The organism is Candidatus Arsenophonus triatominarum (assembly GCF_001640365.1).
GTDB lineage: Bacteria > Pseudomonadota > Gammaproteobacteria > Enterobacterales > Enterobacteriaceae > Arsenophonus > Arsenophonus triatominarum.
Window position 1 is genome coordinate 1 of sequence record NZ_LWMI01000057.1, and the last position, 15,789, is coordinate 15,789.

Annotated in this window: 21 protein-coding genes and 2 pseudogenes; 16 read left to right on the forward strand and 7 right to left on the reverse strand. The window is 40.7% G+C overall.

Annotated elements, in window-relative coordinates; translation table 11 throughout:
* From AYJ55_RS31250 to AYJ55_RS22200, 16 genes are all read left to right on the forward strand, one after another.
* On the forward strand, positions 1-222 hold a 222-nt coding region (locus AYJ55_RS31250; protein ID WP_187153362.1), incomplete at its 5' end, for a hypothetical protein.
* Between the two features lie 290 nt (positions 223-512).
* Complete coding sequence (locus AYJ55_RS22130; protein ID WP_187153343.1) at positions 513-995, forward strand: replication/maintenance protein RepL; 483 nt, start codon at positions 513-515, stop codon at positions 993-995.
* Positions 996-1,202: 207 nt separating this feature from the next.
* A complete protein-coding gene (locus tag AYJ55_RS22135; protein ID WP_063657713.1) occupies positions 1,203-1,394 on the forward strand; it encodes a hypothetical protein in 192 nt (63 codons plus the stop codon).
* Between the two features lie 495 nt (positions 1,395-1,889).
* Entirely contained in the window at positions 1,890-2,297 is a 408-nt protein-coding gene (locus AYJ55_RS22140; RefSeq protein ID WP_063657714.1) for a replication/maintenance protein RepL, read from the forward strand.
* A 210-nt stretch (positions 2,298-2,507) separates the two neighbouring features.
* On the forward strand, positions 2,508-2,699 hold the full coding sequence (locus AYJ55_RS22145; RefSeq protein ID WP_063657704.1) for a hypothetical protein: 192 nt from the start codon (positions 2,508-2,510) through the stop codon (positions 2,697-2,699).
* A gap of 469 nt (positions 2,700-3,168) precedes the next feature.
* Entirely contained in the window at positions 3,169-3,573 is a 405-nt protein-coding gene (locus AYJ55_RS22150; RefSeq protein WP_187153344.1) for a replication/maintenance protein RepL, read from the forward strand.
* A gap of 203 nt (positions 3,574-3,776) precedes the next feature.
* Positions 3,777-3,968 carry a hypothetical protein gene (locus tag AYJ55_RS22155; protein ID WP_063657713.1) on the forward strand — a complete coding sequence of 64 codons (192 nt, stop codon included), beginning with the start codon at positions 3,777-3,779 and terminating at the stop codon, positions 3,966-3,968.
* A gap of 435 nt (positions 3,969-4,403) precedes the next feature.
* Positions 4,404-4,925: a replication/maintenance protein RepL gene (locus tag AYJ55_RS22160; RefSeq protein ID WP_063657716.1), complete on the forward strand. Its 522-nt coding sequence runs from the start codon at positions 4,404-4,406 to the stop codon at positions 4,923-4,925.
* Between the two features lie 207 nt (positions 4,926-5,132).
* Positions 5,133-5,324, forward strand: coding sequence for a hypothetical protein (locus AYJ55_RS22165; RefSeq protein ID WP_063657713.1), 192 nt, complete (start codon positions 5,133-5,135; stop codon positions 5,322-5,324).
* A 580-nt stretch (positions 5,325-5,904) separates the two neighbouring features.
* Entirely contained in the window at positions 5,905-6,222 is a 318-nt protein-coding gene (locus AYJ55_RS22170) for a replication/maintenance protein RepL (protein WP_063657941.1), read from the forward strand.
* Positions 6,223-6,424: 202 nt separating this feature from the next.
* Positions 6,425-6,616 (forward strand): hypothetical protein, encoded by a 192-nt coding sequence (locus AYJ55_RS22175; protein ID WP_063657713.1) that lies wholly within the window; start codon positions 6,425-6,427, stop codon positions 6,614-6,616.
* Between the two features lie 443 nt (positions 6,617-7,059).
* Positions 7,060-7,581: a replication/maintenance protein RepL gene (locus AYJ55_RS22180; RefSeq protein ID WP_063657953.1), complete on the forward strand. Its 522-nt coding sequence runs from the start codon at positions 7,060-7,062 to the stop codon at positions 7,579-7,581.
* 201 nt (positions 7,582-7,782) lie between these two features.
* Positions 7,783-9,381 carry a PD-(D/E)XK nuclease-like domain-containing protein gene (locus AYJ55_RS22185; protein WP_063657943.1) on the forward strand — a complete coding sequence of 533 codons (1,599 nt, stop codon included), beginning with the start codon at positions 7,783-7,785 and terminating at the stop codon, positions 9,379-9,381.
* Positions 9,378-10,553 carry a recombinase RecT gene (locus AYJ55_RS22190; RefSeq protein WP_063657945.1) on the forward strand — a complete coding sequence of 392 codons (1,176 nt, stop codon included), beginning with the start codon at positions 9,378-9,380 and terminating at the stop codon, positions 10,551-10,553. Before AYJ55_RS22185 ends, AYJ55_RS22190 begins: the two co-directional genes overlap by 4 nt.
* A gap of 110 nt (positions 10,554-10,663) precedes the next feature.
* Positions 10,664-11,701: an Rpn family recombination-promoting nuclease/putative transposase gene (locus AYJ55_RS22195; protein ID WP_063657589.1), complete on the forward strand. Its 1,038-nt coding sequence runs from the start codon at positions 10,664-10,666 to the stop codon at positions 11,699-11,701.
* A 194-nt stretch (positions 11,702-11,895) separates the two neighbouring features.
* The gene (locus AYJ55_RS22200; RefSeq protein ID WP_063657588.1) at positions 11,896-12,270 is read left to right on the forward strand and encodes a ProQ/FINO family protein; all 375 of its coding nucleotides are present in this window, start codon (positions 11,896-11,898) and stop codon (positions 12,268-12,270) included.
* A 19-nt stretch (positions 12,271-12,289) separates the two neighbouring features.
* On the opposite strand, the gene AYJ55_RS22205 is transcribed toward AYJ55_RS22200, so the two are convergent.
* From AYJ55_RS22205 to AYJ55_RS32265, 7 genes and pseudogenes are all read right to left on the reverse strand, one after another.
* Positions 12,290-12,847 (reverse strand): tail fiber assembly protein, encoded by a 558-nt coding sequence (locus AYJ55_RS22205; protein ID WP_063657587.1) that lies wholly within the window; start codon positions 12,845-12,847, stop codon positions 12,290-12,292.
* 10 nt (positions 12,848-12,857) lie between these two features.
* Positions 12,858-13,181: a hypothetical protein gene (locus AYJ55_RS36525; protein ID WP_425393840.1), complete on the reverse strand. Its 324-nt coding sequence runs from the start codon at positions 13,179-13,181 to the stop codon at positions 12,858-12,860.
* A 195-nt stretch (positions 13,182-13,376) separates the two neighbouring features.
* Positions 13,377-13,460 (reverse strand): annotated as a pseudogene (locus AYJ55_RS27385) (tail fiber protein); the annotation flags it as partial.
* A gap of 158 nt (positions 13,461-13,618) precedes the next feature.
* Complete coding sequence (locus AYJ55_RS31255) at positions 13,619-13,759, reverse strand: hypothetical protein (protein ID WP_187153363.1); 141 nt, start codon at positions 13,757-13,759, stop codon at positions 13,619-13,621.
* Positions 13,760-14,370: 611 nt separating this feature from the next.
* Entirely contained in the window at positions 14,371-14,655 is a 285-nt protein-coding gene (locus tag AYJ55_RS36530; RefSeq protein ID WP_425393841.1) for a baseplate wedge 1 family protein, read from the reverse strand.
* Between the two features lie 455 nt (positions 14,656-15,110).
* Positions 15,111-15,449, reverse strand: coding sequence for a hypothetical protein (locus tag AYJ55_RS30105; protein ID WP_063657951.1), 339 nt, complete (start codon positions 15,447-15,449; stop codon positions 15,111-15,113).
* 87 nt (positions 15,450-15,536) lie between these two features.
* Positions 15,537-15,789 (reverse strand): annotated as a pseudogene (locus AYJ55_RS32265) (baseplate J/gp47 family protein); the annotation flags it as partial.

The window sequence follows — 15,789 nt, forward strand, 5'->3', positions numbered from 1 at the left end:
CGCAAACTGCTGTTTTTACAAATCGCCCAGATTGGAGAGAAATTAGTATTTTGTGATTTTCGCGTGACTGTGTTCCCTTTAATTTCCGGTTATCTTCCGCTTCCTCGCCCGTTCGCTCGCGTTGCTCGGTCACTTGGCTGTGGCGAGCGGTGCGGGTTAAGTTTTGAAAAGATTTTTGATTTTTTTAACGCAGGAGACGTTGAAACGGAGCGCCACTTGTGAGTACAAAATAGCGTCAACGAGGAAGGGGGGGTTAGTTTGTTACTATTTAGTTGTCTGGCATTTCGTACTGATTAAAAACAATATATAACCCATCCTATGTATTAAAAGGGATTGTATCTATTTTTATCACTTCACAAGGGTATATATGTACCGTTATGGAGTTACACTTGTAACTTCTGAAAGATACATTTACACCTTTTAAAAAAGGTATTAAAATACCTTATTGACAAGGTATATTTTTGTATGTAAATTGTCACGTTATATAGAGTGACATATGCGGACAAGACATGGTGACTAAAAAGAGAATAAAAACTGCATTTTATGAGCAAAAAAAAGACACTGTGGATATAAACACTGGAGAAATAATTTCTGAATCAAAGACAACATTATCTCGTTATTCATCTGAACCGCCATATGTGAAAATGTATATTGATGATATATGTTCAATGATTAAAGTTCCTGACTCATTAAAAAACGTCTTGTTTCTTATGCTTAGAAAGCTCGATTATGATGGTTATATGACTCTTTCAACCAGATATAGAAAATCAATGTGTGACCAACTTAGTATTAAAGATGGGACTCTAAGAAATAGATTGGCTCTTCTTGTAAAAAAAGGATTTGTTCTGAGTGAGGGAGGAAATGAATATTTAGCCAACCCTAAATTTTTTGCTAGGGGAGAATGGAAGTCCATCATAGAACAAAGATCAGCATTTGAATTAAAAATTAAATATTCAGAAGACGGTAGAGAAATTACTACAGAAAGAATTTTATAAACTAGTCGCTAACTGATGGGAATGGTGATCCCAAAAGTTAGCTAATCCAAACCCTAACAGTACTAGGAGTCGGACTATGGGAAATAGTACCTTCCGTGTGCGCGTAATTGAAGCGCAAAATCAAATCATCGAGTTATTCGCTCGAACCTCACGCAATTTAACCCGTCGTCAGCGTGCCCGAATTCTCCAGCGAGTTGGGGGTGCGGCATGAAATACTTCAAAGCAACCATCATCACTAACGTTGACCACGAGAAGGGTAAGACAACAAATTTCATCTATCTTTCCTCTGAGACGAAAATAGCTGCCAAGAAATTGGCCTCTCAACATATCTTTGAGACTGACGGCGCAAACTGCTGTTTTTACAAATCGCCCAGATTGGAAGAAATTAGTATTTTGTGATTTTCGCGTGACTGTGTTCCCTTTAATTTCCGGTTATCTTCCGCTTCCTCGCCCGTTCGCTCGCGTTGCTCGGTCACTTGGCTGTGGCGAGCGGTGGGCGTTTTAATTTTAAGGATTTTTTGGATTATTTTTTAATTTTCTTTCTAAGTTTAGCTTGCGAGCACCGAACACCGTCGACGAGGAAGCGGAAATTAGTTTGTTGCTACTGAGTTGTCTTGTAACTCCTGAAAAACAAGAAAGAATCTAAGATAGATAAATAGTTATATATAAATCAGTATTTTAAATAAATTTTGGTAATCATATAATTAGTTAAGGTAACTATATGATTATATGTTAATAACTAAATAATCATTATTAATAACTATATAATTATTTTTAATAATTAAAAAAGTTATTTTTAGGATATGAAAACTTTTATTTAATAACTTTAAAAAAACTTGAAATAATTTTTTTATTATTATAGTTAACTTTAAAATTTATTTAAATGAGGCCGATATGGGACGTAGACATGTAAACCTAGAAACAGGGGAAATAACTCAAGAGCCTGATTTTATAAAGGTTTATATAAATGACCTATGTAATGTAAAGGGAGTTACTGGGCTTCAAATGAACATATTTCATTTTATGTTAAAACATATGAATGATCACAATGAAGTATCTTATGGTAAATCTGCAAAAGATAGATTTTGTAAAAGACATGATACTAGTTTAGCTGCCTTTAATAACAATATTAAAGCGTTAATAGCTGCTGGTTTAATAGAAAGAGTAAATCGAGGAGAATTTCGAGTTAATAAGAAGTACGCAGTTAAAGTTGATTGGGATAGGGTTCAATCCATCATTTGGGTTAGTACCTACACCAAAAACGGAAAAACAGAAGAGATTACATTTTCAGAGATGAAATGATTTTATAGTCGCTGACTACAAGAGTCGTTACCTCTTGCAATCAGCTAACCCAAAACCTAAGATGACTAGGAGTTGAGCTATGCGAAATAGTACCTTCCGTGTGCGCGTAATTGAAGCGCAAAATCAAATCATCGAGTTATTCGTTCGAACCTCACGCAATTTAACCCGTCGTCAGCGTGCCCGAATTCTCCAGCGAGTTGGGGGTGCGGCATGAAATACTTCAAAGCAACTATCATCACTAACGTTGACCACGAGAAGGGTAAGACAACAAATTTCATCTATCTTTCCTCTGAGATGAAAATAGCTGCCAAGAAATTGGCTTCTCAACATATCTTTGAGACTGACGGCGCAAATTGCTGTTTTTACAAATCGCCCAGATTGGAAGAAATTAGTATTTTGTGATTTTCGCGTGACTGTGTTCCCTTTAATTTCCGGTTATCTTCCGCTTCCTCGCCCGTTCGCTCGCGTTGCTCGGTCACTTGGCTGTGGCGAGCGGTGGGTGTTTTAATTTTAAGGATTTTTTGGATTATTTTTTAATTTTCTTTCTAAGTTTAGCTTGCGAGCACCGAACAGCGGCGACGAGGAAGCGGAAGTTAGTTTATTGCTGATCAGTTGCATGGTAATTCTCTCCAAAACTTCAAGATATAAGAAAGGAGAACGAGATATTAAAATTCTGATTTTAAAGAATTTTAATTTTTCATATGTTTAACAAGCTACTGAACATATATGTTCAGTATTATCGAACATGTGTTTATAAATAGATGTTCGTTTTTTCATAAAATATGTTTGACATTAATAACAACTGTGTTTATAGTTTTATATAAACATATGTTTAAAATTGTGAACTTATATGTTTATAGATAATGTCGATATGCAAAAAAATAAAGACCTTTTTATTCAATTTTCCGAAAAAAATATTGGTGCTGTTAGAGAGATATTTAAGAAAAATACCGTTTCGGGTGATATTTTTTTATTCTTAACCGAATTTATGAATAAAAACAATGCAGTAGTTTGCTCACATCGTGTTCTTGAAGAAGTTACGGGTAAAAAAAGAACAACTGTAAGTTTAGCTATTAAGTGTTTAAAAGATAACGGATTTATAACCATTCTAAAAATGGGTACAAGTAATGTCTATGTTCTAAATCCTCATGTGGTATGGAGAGCATGGAGAACAAATAAAGCGTATTGCAAATTTGAGGGACCCATTTTACTTTCAAAAAGTGAAAATGAAAAAATTACAAAAGAAATGCTCAGATCAATAAATATTGATGAGTAATCGCTGATAGCAAGAGTTTTCGCCTCTTACTACCAGCTAACCCTAAACCTACATGTGATAGGAGTAAGGCTAATGAAAAAGTCTACCTTCCGCGTGCGCGTAATTGAAGCGCAAAATCAAATCATCGAGTTATTCGTTCGAACCTCACGCAATTTAACCCTTCGTCAGCGTGCCCGAATTCTCCAGCGAGTTGGGGGTGCGGCATGAAATACTTCAAAGCAACCATCATCACTAACGTTGACCACGAGAAGGGTAAGACAACAAATTTCATCTATCTTTCCTCTGAGACGAAAATAGCTGCCAAGAAATTGGCCTCTCAACATATCTTTGAGACTGACGGCGCAAACTGCTGTTTTTACAAATCGCCCAGATTGGAAGAAATTAGTATTTTGTGATTTTCGCGTGACTGTGTTCCCTTTAATTTCCGGTTATCTTCCGCTTCCTCGCCCGTTCGCTCGCGTTGCTCGGTCACTTGGCTGTGGCGAGCGGTGGGTATTTTAATTTTAAGGATTTTTTTGGATTGTTTTTTTAACTCAATTTTTACGCTTTAAATTGCGAGCACCGTCGAAGAGAAAGCGGAATTAATCCGTTGCTACTGAGTCGTCTGATACTTCTTTCTATCAAAAGATACAAGAAGAGAAGTAATCATAAAACCTGTTATAGAAAGAATTAAATTTTTAATATCTGTTTGTCACAACCATAAATACTGTTGTTGCTGTAATCAAAAATGAGTGTCTTTATGATTACGTTAAAATCAAAAAATACGTTGACATAATCAAAAAAACAACTAAAATGCTTAAGTAAGAGTAAGAAAAAATAGAAAAATGCATATGACGGAATCAAAAAATATCGATGTAATAAGGCACAAACAAAATCCATTCATGGAAAATATGATGATTCCTATGGGGACTAAACAAATTCGATTATCCAAAATGGGTAAAGATCGGAATGTATTAGTCAATCAACTTACAGGAGAAATTTTAGGAACGCATGTAACAACTTATAAAAAAGTTGATAGGGGGAAATTTATAAAACTTTTCGCTGAAAATATAGCGATGACTTTTGAATTAGGCTCTGCTGGACTAAAAGCACTAAATGTATTGATTTTTACAGTGCAAAATTCAGGAATGAACAAAGATAGAGTTGTGTTAGATAAATACGCTTTAGAAGAATTTTTATCTGATTCAGGTCAAAAATTATCTCAAGCAACATTTACTAGAGGAATTAAAGAACTAGTAGGGGCTCAAATAATCGCAAGATGTTTAAAACAAGGAGATTATTTTATTAACCCAAACTTTATTTTTAATGGAGACAGAGTTGCATTTACTACAGCAATAGAAAAACAAGATTAAATTAGCGGTACTTGAACGGGCTCTGAACCCCGCCCAAGCACCTGATCCAACAACCTAAGTCGATAGGAGTCGGACTATGCGAAATAGTACCTTCCGCGTGCGCGTAATTGAAGCGCAAAATCAAATCATCGAGTTATTCGTTCGAACCTCACGCAATTTAACCCGTCGTCAGCGTGCCCGAATTCTCCAGCGAGTTGGGGGTGCGGCATGAAATACTTCAAAGCAACCATCATCACTAACGTTGACCACGAGAAGGGTAAGACAACAAATTTCATCTATCTTTCCTCTGAGACGAAAATAGCTGCCAAGAAATTGGCCTCTCAACATATCTTTGAGACTGACGGCGCAAACTGCTGTTTTTACAAATCGCCCAGATTGGAAGAAATTAGTATTTTGTGATTTTCGCGTGACTGTGTTCCCTTTAATTTCCGGTTATCTCCCGCTTCCTCGCCCGTTCGCTCGCGTTGCTCGGTCACTTGGCTGTGGCGAGCGGTGGGCGTTAAATTTTAAAAAGATTTTTTGGTTTTTTTTAAAGAAAATCCGGTTTTTCCTTAACTCAGTCCGCTCACCGCAGGAGACGTTGAGGCGGAGCGCAGCTTGCGAGCACCGAACAGCGGCGACGAGGAAGCGGAAGTTAGTTTGTTGCTATTGAGTTGTCTGATAGTTCCAACTAATACAGATACAGAAAGGGAATGCACTATAAAATTATGATTTATAATTATTTTTTTATTTTACAGTATCAGTATTGATGATACTGATGAGTCTCATAGCTAATGATACTCAGTTTTTAAAATAAAAAAATATTTGACACAACCAGTATCTTTTGGTTATAGTTTTTATTACTGGATTGAGACTGAGGGGTATCATATAAATTGAAATTAGATAATTATAATTTCGTCCAGTTATCAAAAGGATATATGAATCATTTTAGAGGTCTAATAAGCAAACATCCTCTTGCTGCTGAAATATTAATTTTTTCATGGAAAAAATGGGAAGAACGACAAACGCTGTTGTATGTAGTTATCAATTACTACAAGAAGTGACCGGATATAGTCGTCCAAGTGTAGCAAGGGCAGTAAGAATCTTAAAAAAAGATAACTGGATAGATACGGTAAAAGTTGGAAATGCAACCGCATACTGTGTTAATGAAAAAGTAGCTTGGCAGGCAGGTAGAGATGAGCGTCAATATGCTATTTTTAGTGCCACAGTTGTTGCCACTTCTACTGAACAAGAAAGTAATTTTAGGGAAAAATCGAAGGAAAAATTAACGTATATTCCTTTTGTTGAGAAAGAATAATCGCTGATTGAAGGAGTTAACGCCTCCTACAACCAGCTAACCCAAAACCTACGATAACTAGGAGTCGGACTATGAGAAATAGTACCTTCCGTGTGCGCGTAATTGAAGCGCAAAATCAAATCATCGAGTTATTCGTTCGAACCTCACGCAATTTAACCCTTCGTCAGCGTGCCCGAATTCTCCAGCGAGTTGGGGGTGCGGCATGAAATACTTCAAAGCAACCATCATCACTAACGTTGACCACGAGAAGGGTAAGACAACAAATTTCATCTATCTTTCCTCTGAGACGAAAATAGCTGCCAAGAAATTGGCCTCTCAACATATCTTTGAGACTGACGGCGCAAATTGCTGTTTTTACAAATCGCCCAGATTGGAAGAAATTAGTATTTTGTGATTTTCGCGTGACTGTGTTCCCTTTAATTTCCGGTTATCTTCCGCTTCCTCGCCCGTTCGCTCGCGTTGCTCGGTCACTTGGCTGTGGCGAGCGGTGGGCATTTTAATTTTAAGGATTTTTGGGATTTTTTTTAGTTAATTCAGTTTCCTTACCTTAGATCGGGAATACCGAAAAACGTCGACTAGGAAGCGGAAGTTAATTTGTTTCTTGATGAGTTGCTTGGTAGTTCCTTACACCTAAAGATTAATAAATAAACCTCATGTAAGTTATTGATATATATAGATGTGAGTTTTCATTTTCTGATCCTTTGGAAACCTATTTTTGCACCTTGTAGAATCAAAAAATATATTATATTGGTTTTTAAGAAACCAAAAAAAACCTTGTTAAAACCATTTTTTATTATATAATGGCATTACAGAGTTCAGTTAATAATGAGAAAATGGATGGCAGAGATTAGATATGAAAGTAATCCTTTCTTAGAAAATATGGTTATACCGTTTGGTAGAAAAACGGTAAAGCTTTCTCCGCTAGGACGTGAAGATAATATTTTAGTTAATCAATTCACTGGTGAAATAAGGGGTACTCATGTTGCCACTTATAAAAAAGTTGATTCTCAGTGTTTTGTGAAATTATTTACTGAGAATATTGCACTAGCATTTAATCTTAAATCTGCAGGTATAAAGGCATTAACGGTACTAATATTTATAGTTCAAAAATCCGCCATGAATAAGGATGTGGTAAATTTAGATTCATACACTTTAAAAGAATTCCTAAATTTTAACGAAGGAGTCAAACTATCTATGACAACTTTTAGGAGAGGACTCATAGAACTTGAAGAAGCTAAAATAATAGCTAAGGCATTGAGAAAAGGAAATTATTTTATAAATCCAAACTTTGTTTTCAATGGAGATAGAATAGCGTTCTCAACAATTATTGAAAAAGAAAACGCAATATCAAGTAATTAGTCGCTAGCTGTTTGGGTTGCACCCCTCACAGCTAGCTAGCCCAAAACCTACTGTAACTAGGAGTCGGACTATGGGAAATAGTACCTTCCGCGTGCGCGTAATTGAAGCGCAAAATCAAATCATCGAGTTATTCGTTCGAACCTCACGCAATTTAACCCTTCGTCAGCGTGCCCGAATTCTCCAGCGAGTTGGGGGTGCGGCATGAAATACTTCAAAGCAACCATCATCACTAACGTTGACCACGAGAAGGGTAAGACAACAAATTTCATCTATCTTGCGTCTGAAACGAAAATTGCCGCCAAGAAATTGGCCTCTCAACATATCTTTAAAACGGACGGCGCAAACTGCTGTTTTTACAAATCGCCCAGATTGGAAGAAATTAGCGTTGAAGAGTATCTCGCTAATACCGAAAAACAGACGGATATTATCGAAGAACAGGGCATAGACCAGTTTTGCGCTTTACTCACGATATTTGGGGTTCAGGAAGAATACGACGAAGGCGAGATTCGCGATGCGGAGGATTTGTTGGCCAATCCATCAGAAGAGCCAGAGATTTTTGAGCAATACACCGAACTTCGTGAATTGTTGTCCGTGAAAATACAGGAAGCAGACAAAACTATCTCTTTAAGCGAAATCAAGGGAATAGCGATTCATCTTTTTGAGTGTGGAAAAAATAATCAGTTATTAACGCAATCAACAGAGTTATCCACTAAATCTGTCGTTATGTCTGTGGAAAACGTGGGAGAAGCGGAAAAAAGCGAGGCGAATATAGTACCTGAAGAATTGGTTAATAATTACACAGAAGGGCAACAATTAATTAACTCAAAAGTCACAAACATAGACGACAACTCTATCTTCTCTGCTTTTCCTCCCGTTAACGGAAAAATCATGAGCGGTGAAAATATCACGCTTGAGATGTTGAACGGCTGTGTGGATGCGTTGAAACCCACAGAGAGCTTGATTGTTCGCCGTTTGTCAAATAGCACCTATCACGCGGCAAACGGTTATTCGAGTACGCAAATTAGGTTGGTGCAAAAGGCAGAGACAATAGCTGTGCTGGATTGGGACAAGGACGCACCCGTTCAGGAAGGAAAAACAAGAGCGTTTTTGATTGGTGATGCGGTACATACGGCTATTCTTGAGCCGGAGAAATTTCCGCTAAGATATGTTTCTGCACCTGAGCTGGATTTGCGTACAAAGGATGGCAAAAAAACGCTATCCGATTTTGAGAAAAAAAATCTAACATTGGCAAGGGTTGTTTTAAAAAAGGAGGAATTTGAGGCAATCCAATTGATGCGTGATTCTGCGCTGGCTTACCCAATGGTTGAAGAGCTACTCGAAAACGGCGAACCAGAGGTTTCAATTTTCTATCGCACGGAAAAGGGGACGCTATTGAAAATTCGTCCTGATTTGTTGGGAATCTATTCAGATAAGCCTTTCTTGTTGGATGTGAAAACGACTGACAATTTTCAAGGTTTTGGGAAATCTGTTGATGAGTTTGGTTATCACATACAAGCGGAATTTTACCGTCTGATTGCTAATCAGGTATTTGGTCAAGCGATAGCTTTCACTTTCTGTGCAATTGGCAAAAACCCAGCTTATGGGCGTTTTCCTGTGAAACTTTGTGAACCCGACGACGAAGATAGCGAGCAGGGCGTATACGAAGTAAATCGTGTGATTGATATGCTAGAAAGCGTCATAGAAACCTACCCAATAGTCAAAATATCCCGTCCTTTCTGGGCAAAACAGGCGGATAGAAAACGCAGAGAAGCTTTGATGATGGAAGAGGGTGTAGCATGAATACCGGACTGGAAACCATGAACAACGTCTATGCCAATTTGCAATCGGTCATTACGCAGCAAGGCATAGCAGCCCTGTTACCTGCTCAGGTTACGCCTGAGCAGTTCACCCGAACCGCCGCAACCGCATTGATTGAAAATGCGGATTTGCAAAAAGCCGATAAGCAATCACTGGTGCTGGCCTTAACCCGTTGCGCCAAAGACGGACTTATGCCTGACGGACGAGAAGCTGCTCTGATTGTCCGTAGTACCAAAGTCAATAATCAATTTGTGAAAAAAGCCGTCTACATGCCGATGGTGGACGGTGTTATGAAACGTGCCCGTCAATCCGGTCAGGTAGCCAATATCATTGCAAAGGTTGTCTATTCACAAGATGAGTTTGAATATGTGATTGATGAAAACGGCGAGCATTTAACCCACCGTCCAGCGTTTTTTGATGGTGATGAGGTAGTAAAAGTCTATGCCTTCGCCAAACTCAATAGCGGTGAACTGGTTGTTGAAGTGATGAGTCGCGCTGACGTGGAAAAGATACGCGATACAGTGAAAAGCGCAAAAGACTACACAAGCCCTTGGGTGAAGTGGTTCGACAGAATGGCACTCAAGACAGTGATTCATCGCCTCGCTAGACGGCTTCCTTGCGCCTCTGAACTATTTTCGATGTTTGGGGTATACGAAGATGCAAATTCAACAGAAAAACCGCTCAGAATGGCTCCTACTTCGTTTAAACGGCTATCGATGAGGGATATTATCCGTGAGCGAAACGAAAAACTACGTCAAAAAGAAGAAACGGCGACAGATGTACAACCAGCAACTAATCCAAAATTGGACGCCGTATTAATCGCCCTCGACGATGCCACCGACGAAAAAAACCTTGCTGAAATCGTTGAGCATTGTACCCTGTTGTCCGCTGAGTTGTCTGAGGACGAAAAAATACAGCTTCGTGAAAAGATTAAGACTAGCAAAAAGCGGTTAATTCCAACCAACAAAGATAGCAATGTTTGGATGGCAAGACTGGCAAACGGTACGGGTGACGCTTGGCGATTTCGAGATGGTGAAATAGTCCACGGATTTTCGAGGCTGAGAAAAAAGCCAAAGAGGTGGGCGCAGTATTGGAAAAACCGAGTCCTTACCGATTTAGTCCGAGTCATTAAAGTAAAAATGCCCCTGAGGTAAATAGGGCGTTATTGCTAAAGCTGGATTATGATGTCTTAAATGTAATGATTAATATAGCGGGTTTGTTTGCCATAATTCAATCTGACGCGAGCAATTATTGAAGATATCCGATGAGTAAAAAATTCACCCCAACGCCCCATGATGCGGTATTTAAGCAGTTTTTAAGTGAAAAAGAGACCGCTAAAGATTTCTTTGATATCTGGCTACCGGATGAGATTAAGGCACTGTGTGACTTAGATAGCCTCAAAGTGGAATCTGGCTCATTTGTTGATAGTGAGATGAAAAACTACCAGAGTGATATCCTGTATTCTGTCAAAACAGAAAAGGGACAAGGTTATCTCTATCTGCTGATTGAACACCAATCAACCCCTGACAAGCTCATGGCATGGCGACTCATGCGCTACAGTATGGCTGCCATGCAAAAGCATTTAGAGGCTGGTCATAAAGAGTTGCCGCTGGTTTTTCCCATCCTGTTTTATTGCGGTGAGAAAAGCCCTCATCCGTATAGTACAGACTGGCTAGACTGCTTTAGTGGCAGAGATATTGCCGAAAAGATATACACCAAACCGTTTAAGCTAGTCGATGTCACCACGCTTGATGACGGTGAGATTATGCAACATAAGCGAATGGCGTTATTGGAGCTTATCCAAAAACACATTCGAAGACGGGATATGGCCGAGCTACTGAATAGTATTGTTAAACTGTTGTCGTATAATTATTATACTGATAATCAAGTTATTACTATGTTTAACTATCTAATCCAAGAAGGCAATGCTGAGCAACCAGCAAAGTTAATCAAAGAGATAGCCAGACAGACAGAGAAACATGAGGGGGCATTGATGAATATTGCACAAGGTATACGAGAAGAAGGCATACAACAAGGCATACAACAAGGTATGCAACAAGGCATACAACAAGGCATACAACAAGGTATGCAACAAGGCATACAACAAGGTATGCAACAAGGCATACAACAAGGTATGCAACAAGGCATACAACAAGGTATGCAACAAGGGAAAGTTGAGGGCGAAAAACAGGCTTCCATGAAGATAGCGCGCCAAATGCTCGAAAGTGGCATGGATAGACAATCGGTGATGAAATTTACGAGCTTAAATGATACTGAAATGAGCAACCTGTTTAAAGATTAAACCATGACAGAACGCCAAAATTTAAGCCTTAATCGTCCTAGAAAGCTTTCATCGGAAGAACATCACAAAAGTGACCTTGCTTACCGTAAAAAGGTCTGGGTAAAGGCTGCGTCAAAAAAACAGAAAAAAAACCTCATCCTTCGAAAGCCGTAAAACAGCAGCCCAAGCAGACGGTTGTTAAACCCAAACAGGAAGTGAAGGTTAAAACACCTAAATCACCCACACCGTCTAAAAAGCGATTACCGTTAAATGAGGCAATTTCACAAATTAGCACGTTTTGGCCTTATCTTTTCCCTGATGGCAAGCTGTGCCCAATGAAAATTGGCATCCAGCAGGATATGTGGCAAGAGGTGAAGGAAAAGGGCTTACCGATAGCGAGAAGGCGTTTAAGAGCCTGTTTGGGTAGTGTTGGTCATCACGCCGATTATCGCGCACTTATCCAGTTAGGCGCATTTCGTTATGACAAATCCGGTCAGATAGTTGGCGAGGTCACCCAAGCGGATGTTGAGGATAATTTGCAACGTTTAGCACGGCGAAATAAATCAACCAATTCTTTTCTGTCATGCTGATTTGGCGTTGGAAAGCTACTCAATCCGGTTTTTTCGGCCAGTCAATATCGGGTGCAGTTGAAACATCCGTACGGTTCACAAAAACCCGATATTTTTTCCAGGCTATCAGTCGTTTTTTCTCGTCTTCGGTGGCCATTTCTAAATCGACTGCATCTTGAAGGGGTGCAATTTCACGAGTGGCATCATATAATTTTTGTTGTTTGATGCCTTCTAATTTTTGTCTTTCTGCTAATTTTTCAGCTTCTGCATCCTTGACCCACTTTTCACCATCCCAAACATCATATTCGCTTTGAGGGGCTAATGATGTTAAATATTCCGGTACCTTACCTAATTTTTCAAGGGTGACAGATTGACGGCTTTTCGTATCAAACAAAACCAAACCGCGATGATCTTCCTGATATTCCCATTCCTGATTTTGTTCATTAAAAACAACAGCGAAACCTTCCTTTTTGTCAATTGGTTTTTTCTCAGTATGAAAAGGCAGTATGTCATGAGTTTCATCCGTGTAAGCATCGCAAGGACCCAGCAACTCATGTGTATCACTCGTGTAGGTATAGGCTTTAAAAATTCTAAACATTTTTGATTCCTTAACTGATTCTGTACCAGCCCATTAGCGTAATAAAAGCATTCGTTATATTAATTTCGCTACTACTTCCCGTCTTTCCCGTTGTACCTGAAACAGAATGGGTGTGTGCACCGATAGTAACAGTATGTGAGTGGTTCCCCGCTTGTGATGTATTTTGAGCCCTTGGTTTCCATTGATTAGGATTACCGTCATCGCCTCTTGCATTCCATGGGTCACGTACAACGCCTGCAAAATTATGTGCATGATTACCCGTTGCATTCGTATTTTTAGTACCATAATCATAGCTACTGGTTGTTGCTGAAAAGTGTGCCCGTGAGCGGGTAATTGGGCTTCTGTCAGCTTAATAGCATCAGCGCCTCCGGTAGTGAATACATTAGAACCATCTGCTTTTGCTAAACGAATGGTTTATTTTCACCAATGTATTGCCATTTTGTATTTGGAAATAAGGTATTGGGATTTTTATTTTGAGCAAACCAGACAACAATCCCTACCGGATAATTCCGTCAATACTTACGGTTTTCGCCAAGTCATAAGCGGCTTTGACGGCTTTGGGTGTGGCGGCCAGCGTTTCATCATTGCTGTCAGTGGCGCTACTTAACCGTGTGAGACGTGTTGAGTGAGCGACGCAACGAGGATAGCAAAATAATCTGTGACATCGCAACGGATAACATTTCTGCACTGGGCAGTACACACCAGTCCCTGACAGGGGTTTACGAGTCAGGGTGAAATTCCCCTGACAGTGATTGGTGACAGTCCAGTTTCTTATCCATGGCGGGAAATTACGGTGGTATCAGCAATAAGATTGCCACTGAAGACCAGTTCTTCTTTTGCGGCCTGTAAGGTAGTCAAGGTTATCGTGCCGGTTTCCAGTCCGGTTATACTGGTGATGCCGTAACTATTCACGGGTACCCACCCTGTTGCGGAGGCATCCAACACTTCCGGATTGGTCGTATTCCCGTCTATTGTATTTAGCCAAAACCGTCATTCGTGGAATTGGGCACTTTCGCCCCGCCGGATAACCACCAATCGCCGTGGCAAAATCGGCATCAAAAGGGTAACCCGCGCCCGCATTATGCCAACGATAGCCGGTGTATAGTTCGTTAAGTGCCTGATTCATGTCACGGCCATCAGGGGGCAAGCCGCCTGCGGCTTTAATCGTCATGGTAATGGGGGAAAACCGCATCATAAGAAGCCTGATTACTGCCGGTTGGCGTTTTCGCCGTTAAATCACGCCGTGAACCATTCGCCCCAAAGGCACCGGTTTACGAGCGGCAAGTCTGTTTTTTTCATAAATACTCCAAAAATTCTACTGGATGATTAACGTCCCGCGTAAAAAACGTCCCCTCATTAAACGGATAGGCATCCTCGGCAAAGCCAAAGTAGGGGGCGACGACTGATTGATATTCATCAGTACCCCAGAAGGTAACGGGGTGACCTCGCTGTTTCTCAATACTGACAATTCAAAGGGTTCTAGGGGAAGGCGGTGGTAATACCAATAGTCATGTCACGATAATTCACACAAACGCCTCGCCACGTTCCTTAAACAGAAAACGTAAGAAGCGATTGATTTCAGGAATAGTCGCAATACTGATGTTAGAAAACGCCTTGCTGAGTATCAGGCTTCGATAAGCGTTGTCCGCTAGCCGGATTTTTCTGGTTTCCTGCACACCGCGTAATAAGGGCATCACTGAACGGGGTGGGATAATCCGCTTTTCCTTCGTCTGCCTGCGCAAACCCAAACGCGCTGTTATCGACTTCCGCCGTGATGTAACGTGAAATGTTGACGATTTTCCCCACATATCCAGACCAAAGCGGTTGCAGGTGGTGATATCCACACTTCATCAAGAACCGGTCAGTAAAATCCTCAGACTCACCGCCTGCTCGAATGTTGCGATGACAGACAGCAATTTCTGGCTGGCACTGTACTGGTTTAGCACCGTTTTTTGCCAACTCATTTTAACTCCACGTGAATGTTATCGGCTTGCAAAACGGGGACTTGCGCCACGCCTGGTGTTAACGCAGACAGCCAGTTTTTGCCGTCTTGGGATATCATTACTGATACGACACTCACCGAATAAGGCTCAATCGCAATAATCGGCGCGTAGTATTTACCACATTCAGGGTTGCCCTATACCCGCACGTTGAATGCCTTCTACCTCGCCATTAAACACGCGAATAACTGTTTTTTTAACTTGCCCGGTAATGTCACAGGGAGGATTGAGACTTTTATCAATGTTGACGGAAAAATAGACGCTTAATGGGGTGGCTCGCTGCACTGCATCACATATTGCGGGTAAGGCGGCGAGTAGTTCTCTTTATCATAAACAGTAAAGGTGGTATCCCCATTCATGTCCGCGCCAGGATTGTAATACTGGAAGATCGTCTCGGCGATATCGGTATCGTTGCCACCATTCACACAAATAAAAACGGAATGCGGTTTAACCGGATAAAGAGTCGTGCCGATAGTGACCGTCTCCCTTGTTCGGTTTGACCAGACATACGCATCCGTCACACCTTGGGTTTCCAGTAGGGCCGCTTCATCGCACCATATTACGACCGTGCGCGCGCCACTGATTGCGGCGGCGTGTTTCAAAAGGCAATGCGGGATTCTACCTGTGACCCGACACGGGCGGTGTGTCATTGGTGATGGCGTCCCACCTGAACAGAGCTAAAATTTGCGTTAATTCCCCGTGGCGCAGGCGATGGGGCCATGCGTCGTGTTCTGGAAGGGGATTTTTACCGTGCCGCTGGCAGGGATGGTTGCTTCGCTCACTGAACGCCACAAATAACGCCTTATCCTGGGCGGTACTGCTGCTGGGATACGGGTGCCGACTTTGCCCGTGCAGGTGGCCATGACAACGCTACCCTGACCAGGAATACGATTGAGAAAATAGATGCGCCCTATTCCATCCTGAAAGCGCCCGCTCGCAAAA

Coding starts and splice junctions, on each gene's coding strand:
- AYJ55_RS22190 (WP_063657945.1), top strand. CDS start 9,378: ATGAATACCGGACTGGAAACCATGAACAACGTCTATGCCAATTTGCAA.
- AYJ55_RS22180 (WP_063657953.1), top strand. CDS start 7,060: ATGGCAGAGATTAGATATGAAAGTAATCCTTTCTTAGAAAATATGGTT.
- AYJ55_RS22205 (WP_063657587.1), bottom strand. CDS start 12,847: ATGTTTAGAATTTTTAAAGCCTATACCTACACGAGTGATACACATGAG.
- AYJ55_RS22185 (WP_063657943.1), top strand. CDS start 7,783: ATGAAATACTTCAAAGCAACCATCATCACTAACGTTGACCACGAGAAG.
- AYJ55_RS22150 (WP_187153344.1), top strand. CDS start 3,169: ATGCAAAAAAATAAAGACCTTTTTATTCAATTTTCCGAAAAAAATATT.
- AYJ55_RS22170 (WP_063657941.1), top strand. CDS start 5,905: ATGGAAAAAATGGGAAGAACGACAAACGCTGTTGTATGTAGTTATCAA.
- AYJ55_RS22145 (WP_063657704.1), top strand. CDS start 2,508: ATGAAATACTTCAAAGCAACTATCATCACTAACGTTGACCACGAGAAG.
- AYJ55_RS36530 (WP_425393841.1), bottom strand. CDS start 14,655: ATGTGGGGAAAATCGTCAACATTTCACGTTACATCACGGCGGAAGTCG.
- AYJ55_RS22155 (WP_063657713.1), top strand. CDS start 3,777: ATGAAATACTTCAAAGCAACCATCATCACTAACGTTGACCACGAGAAG.
- AYJ55_RS22165 (WP_063657713.1), top strand. CDS start 5,133: ATGAAATACTTCAAAGCAACCATCATCACTAACGTTGACCACGAGAAG.
- AYJ55_RS22140 (WP_063657714.1), top strand. CDS start 1,890: ATGGGACGTAGACATGTAAACCTAGAAACAGGGGAAATAACTCAAGAG.
- AYJ55_RS22160 (WP_063657716.1), top strand. CDS start 4,404: ATGACGGAATCAAAAAATATCGATGTAATAAGGCACAAACAAAATCCA.
- AYJ55_RS22195 (WP_063657589.1), top strand. CDS start 10,664: ATGAGTAAAAAATTCACCCCAACGCCCCATGATGCGGTATTTAAGCAG.
- AYJ55_RS22175 (WP_063657713.1), top strand. CDS start 6,425: ATGAAATACTTCAAAGCAACCATCATCACTAACGTTGACCACGAGAAG.
- AYJ55_RS22135 (WP_063657713.1), top strand. CDS start 1,203: ATGAAATACTTCAAAGCAACCATCATCACTAACGTTGACCACGAGAAG.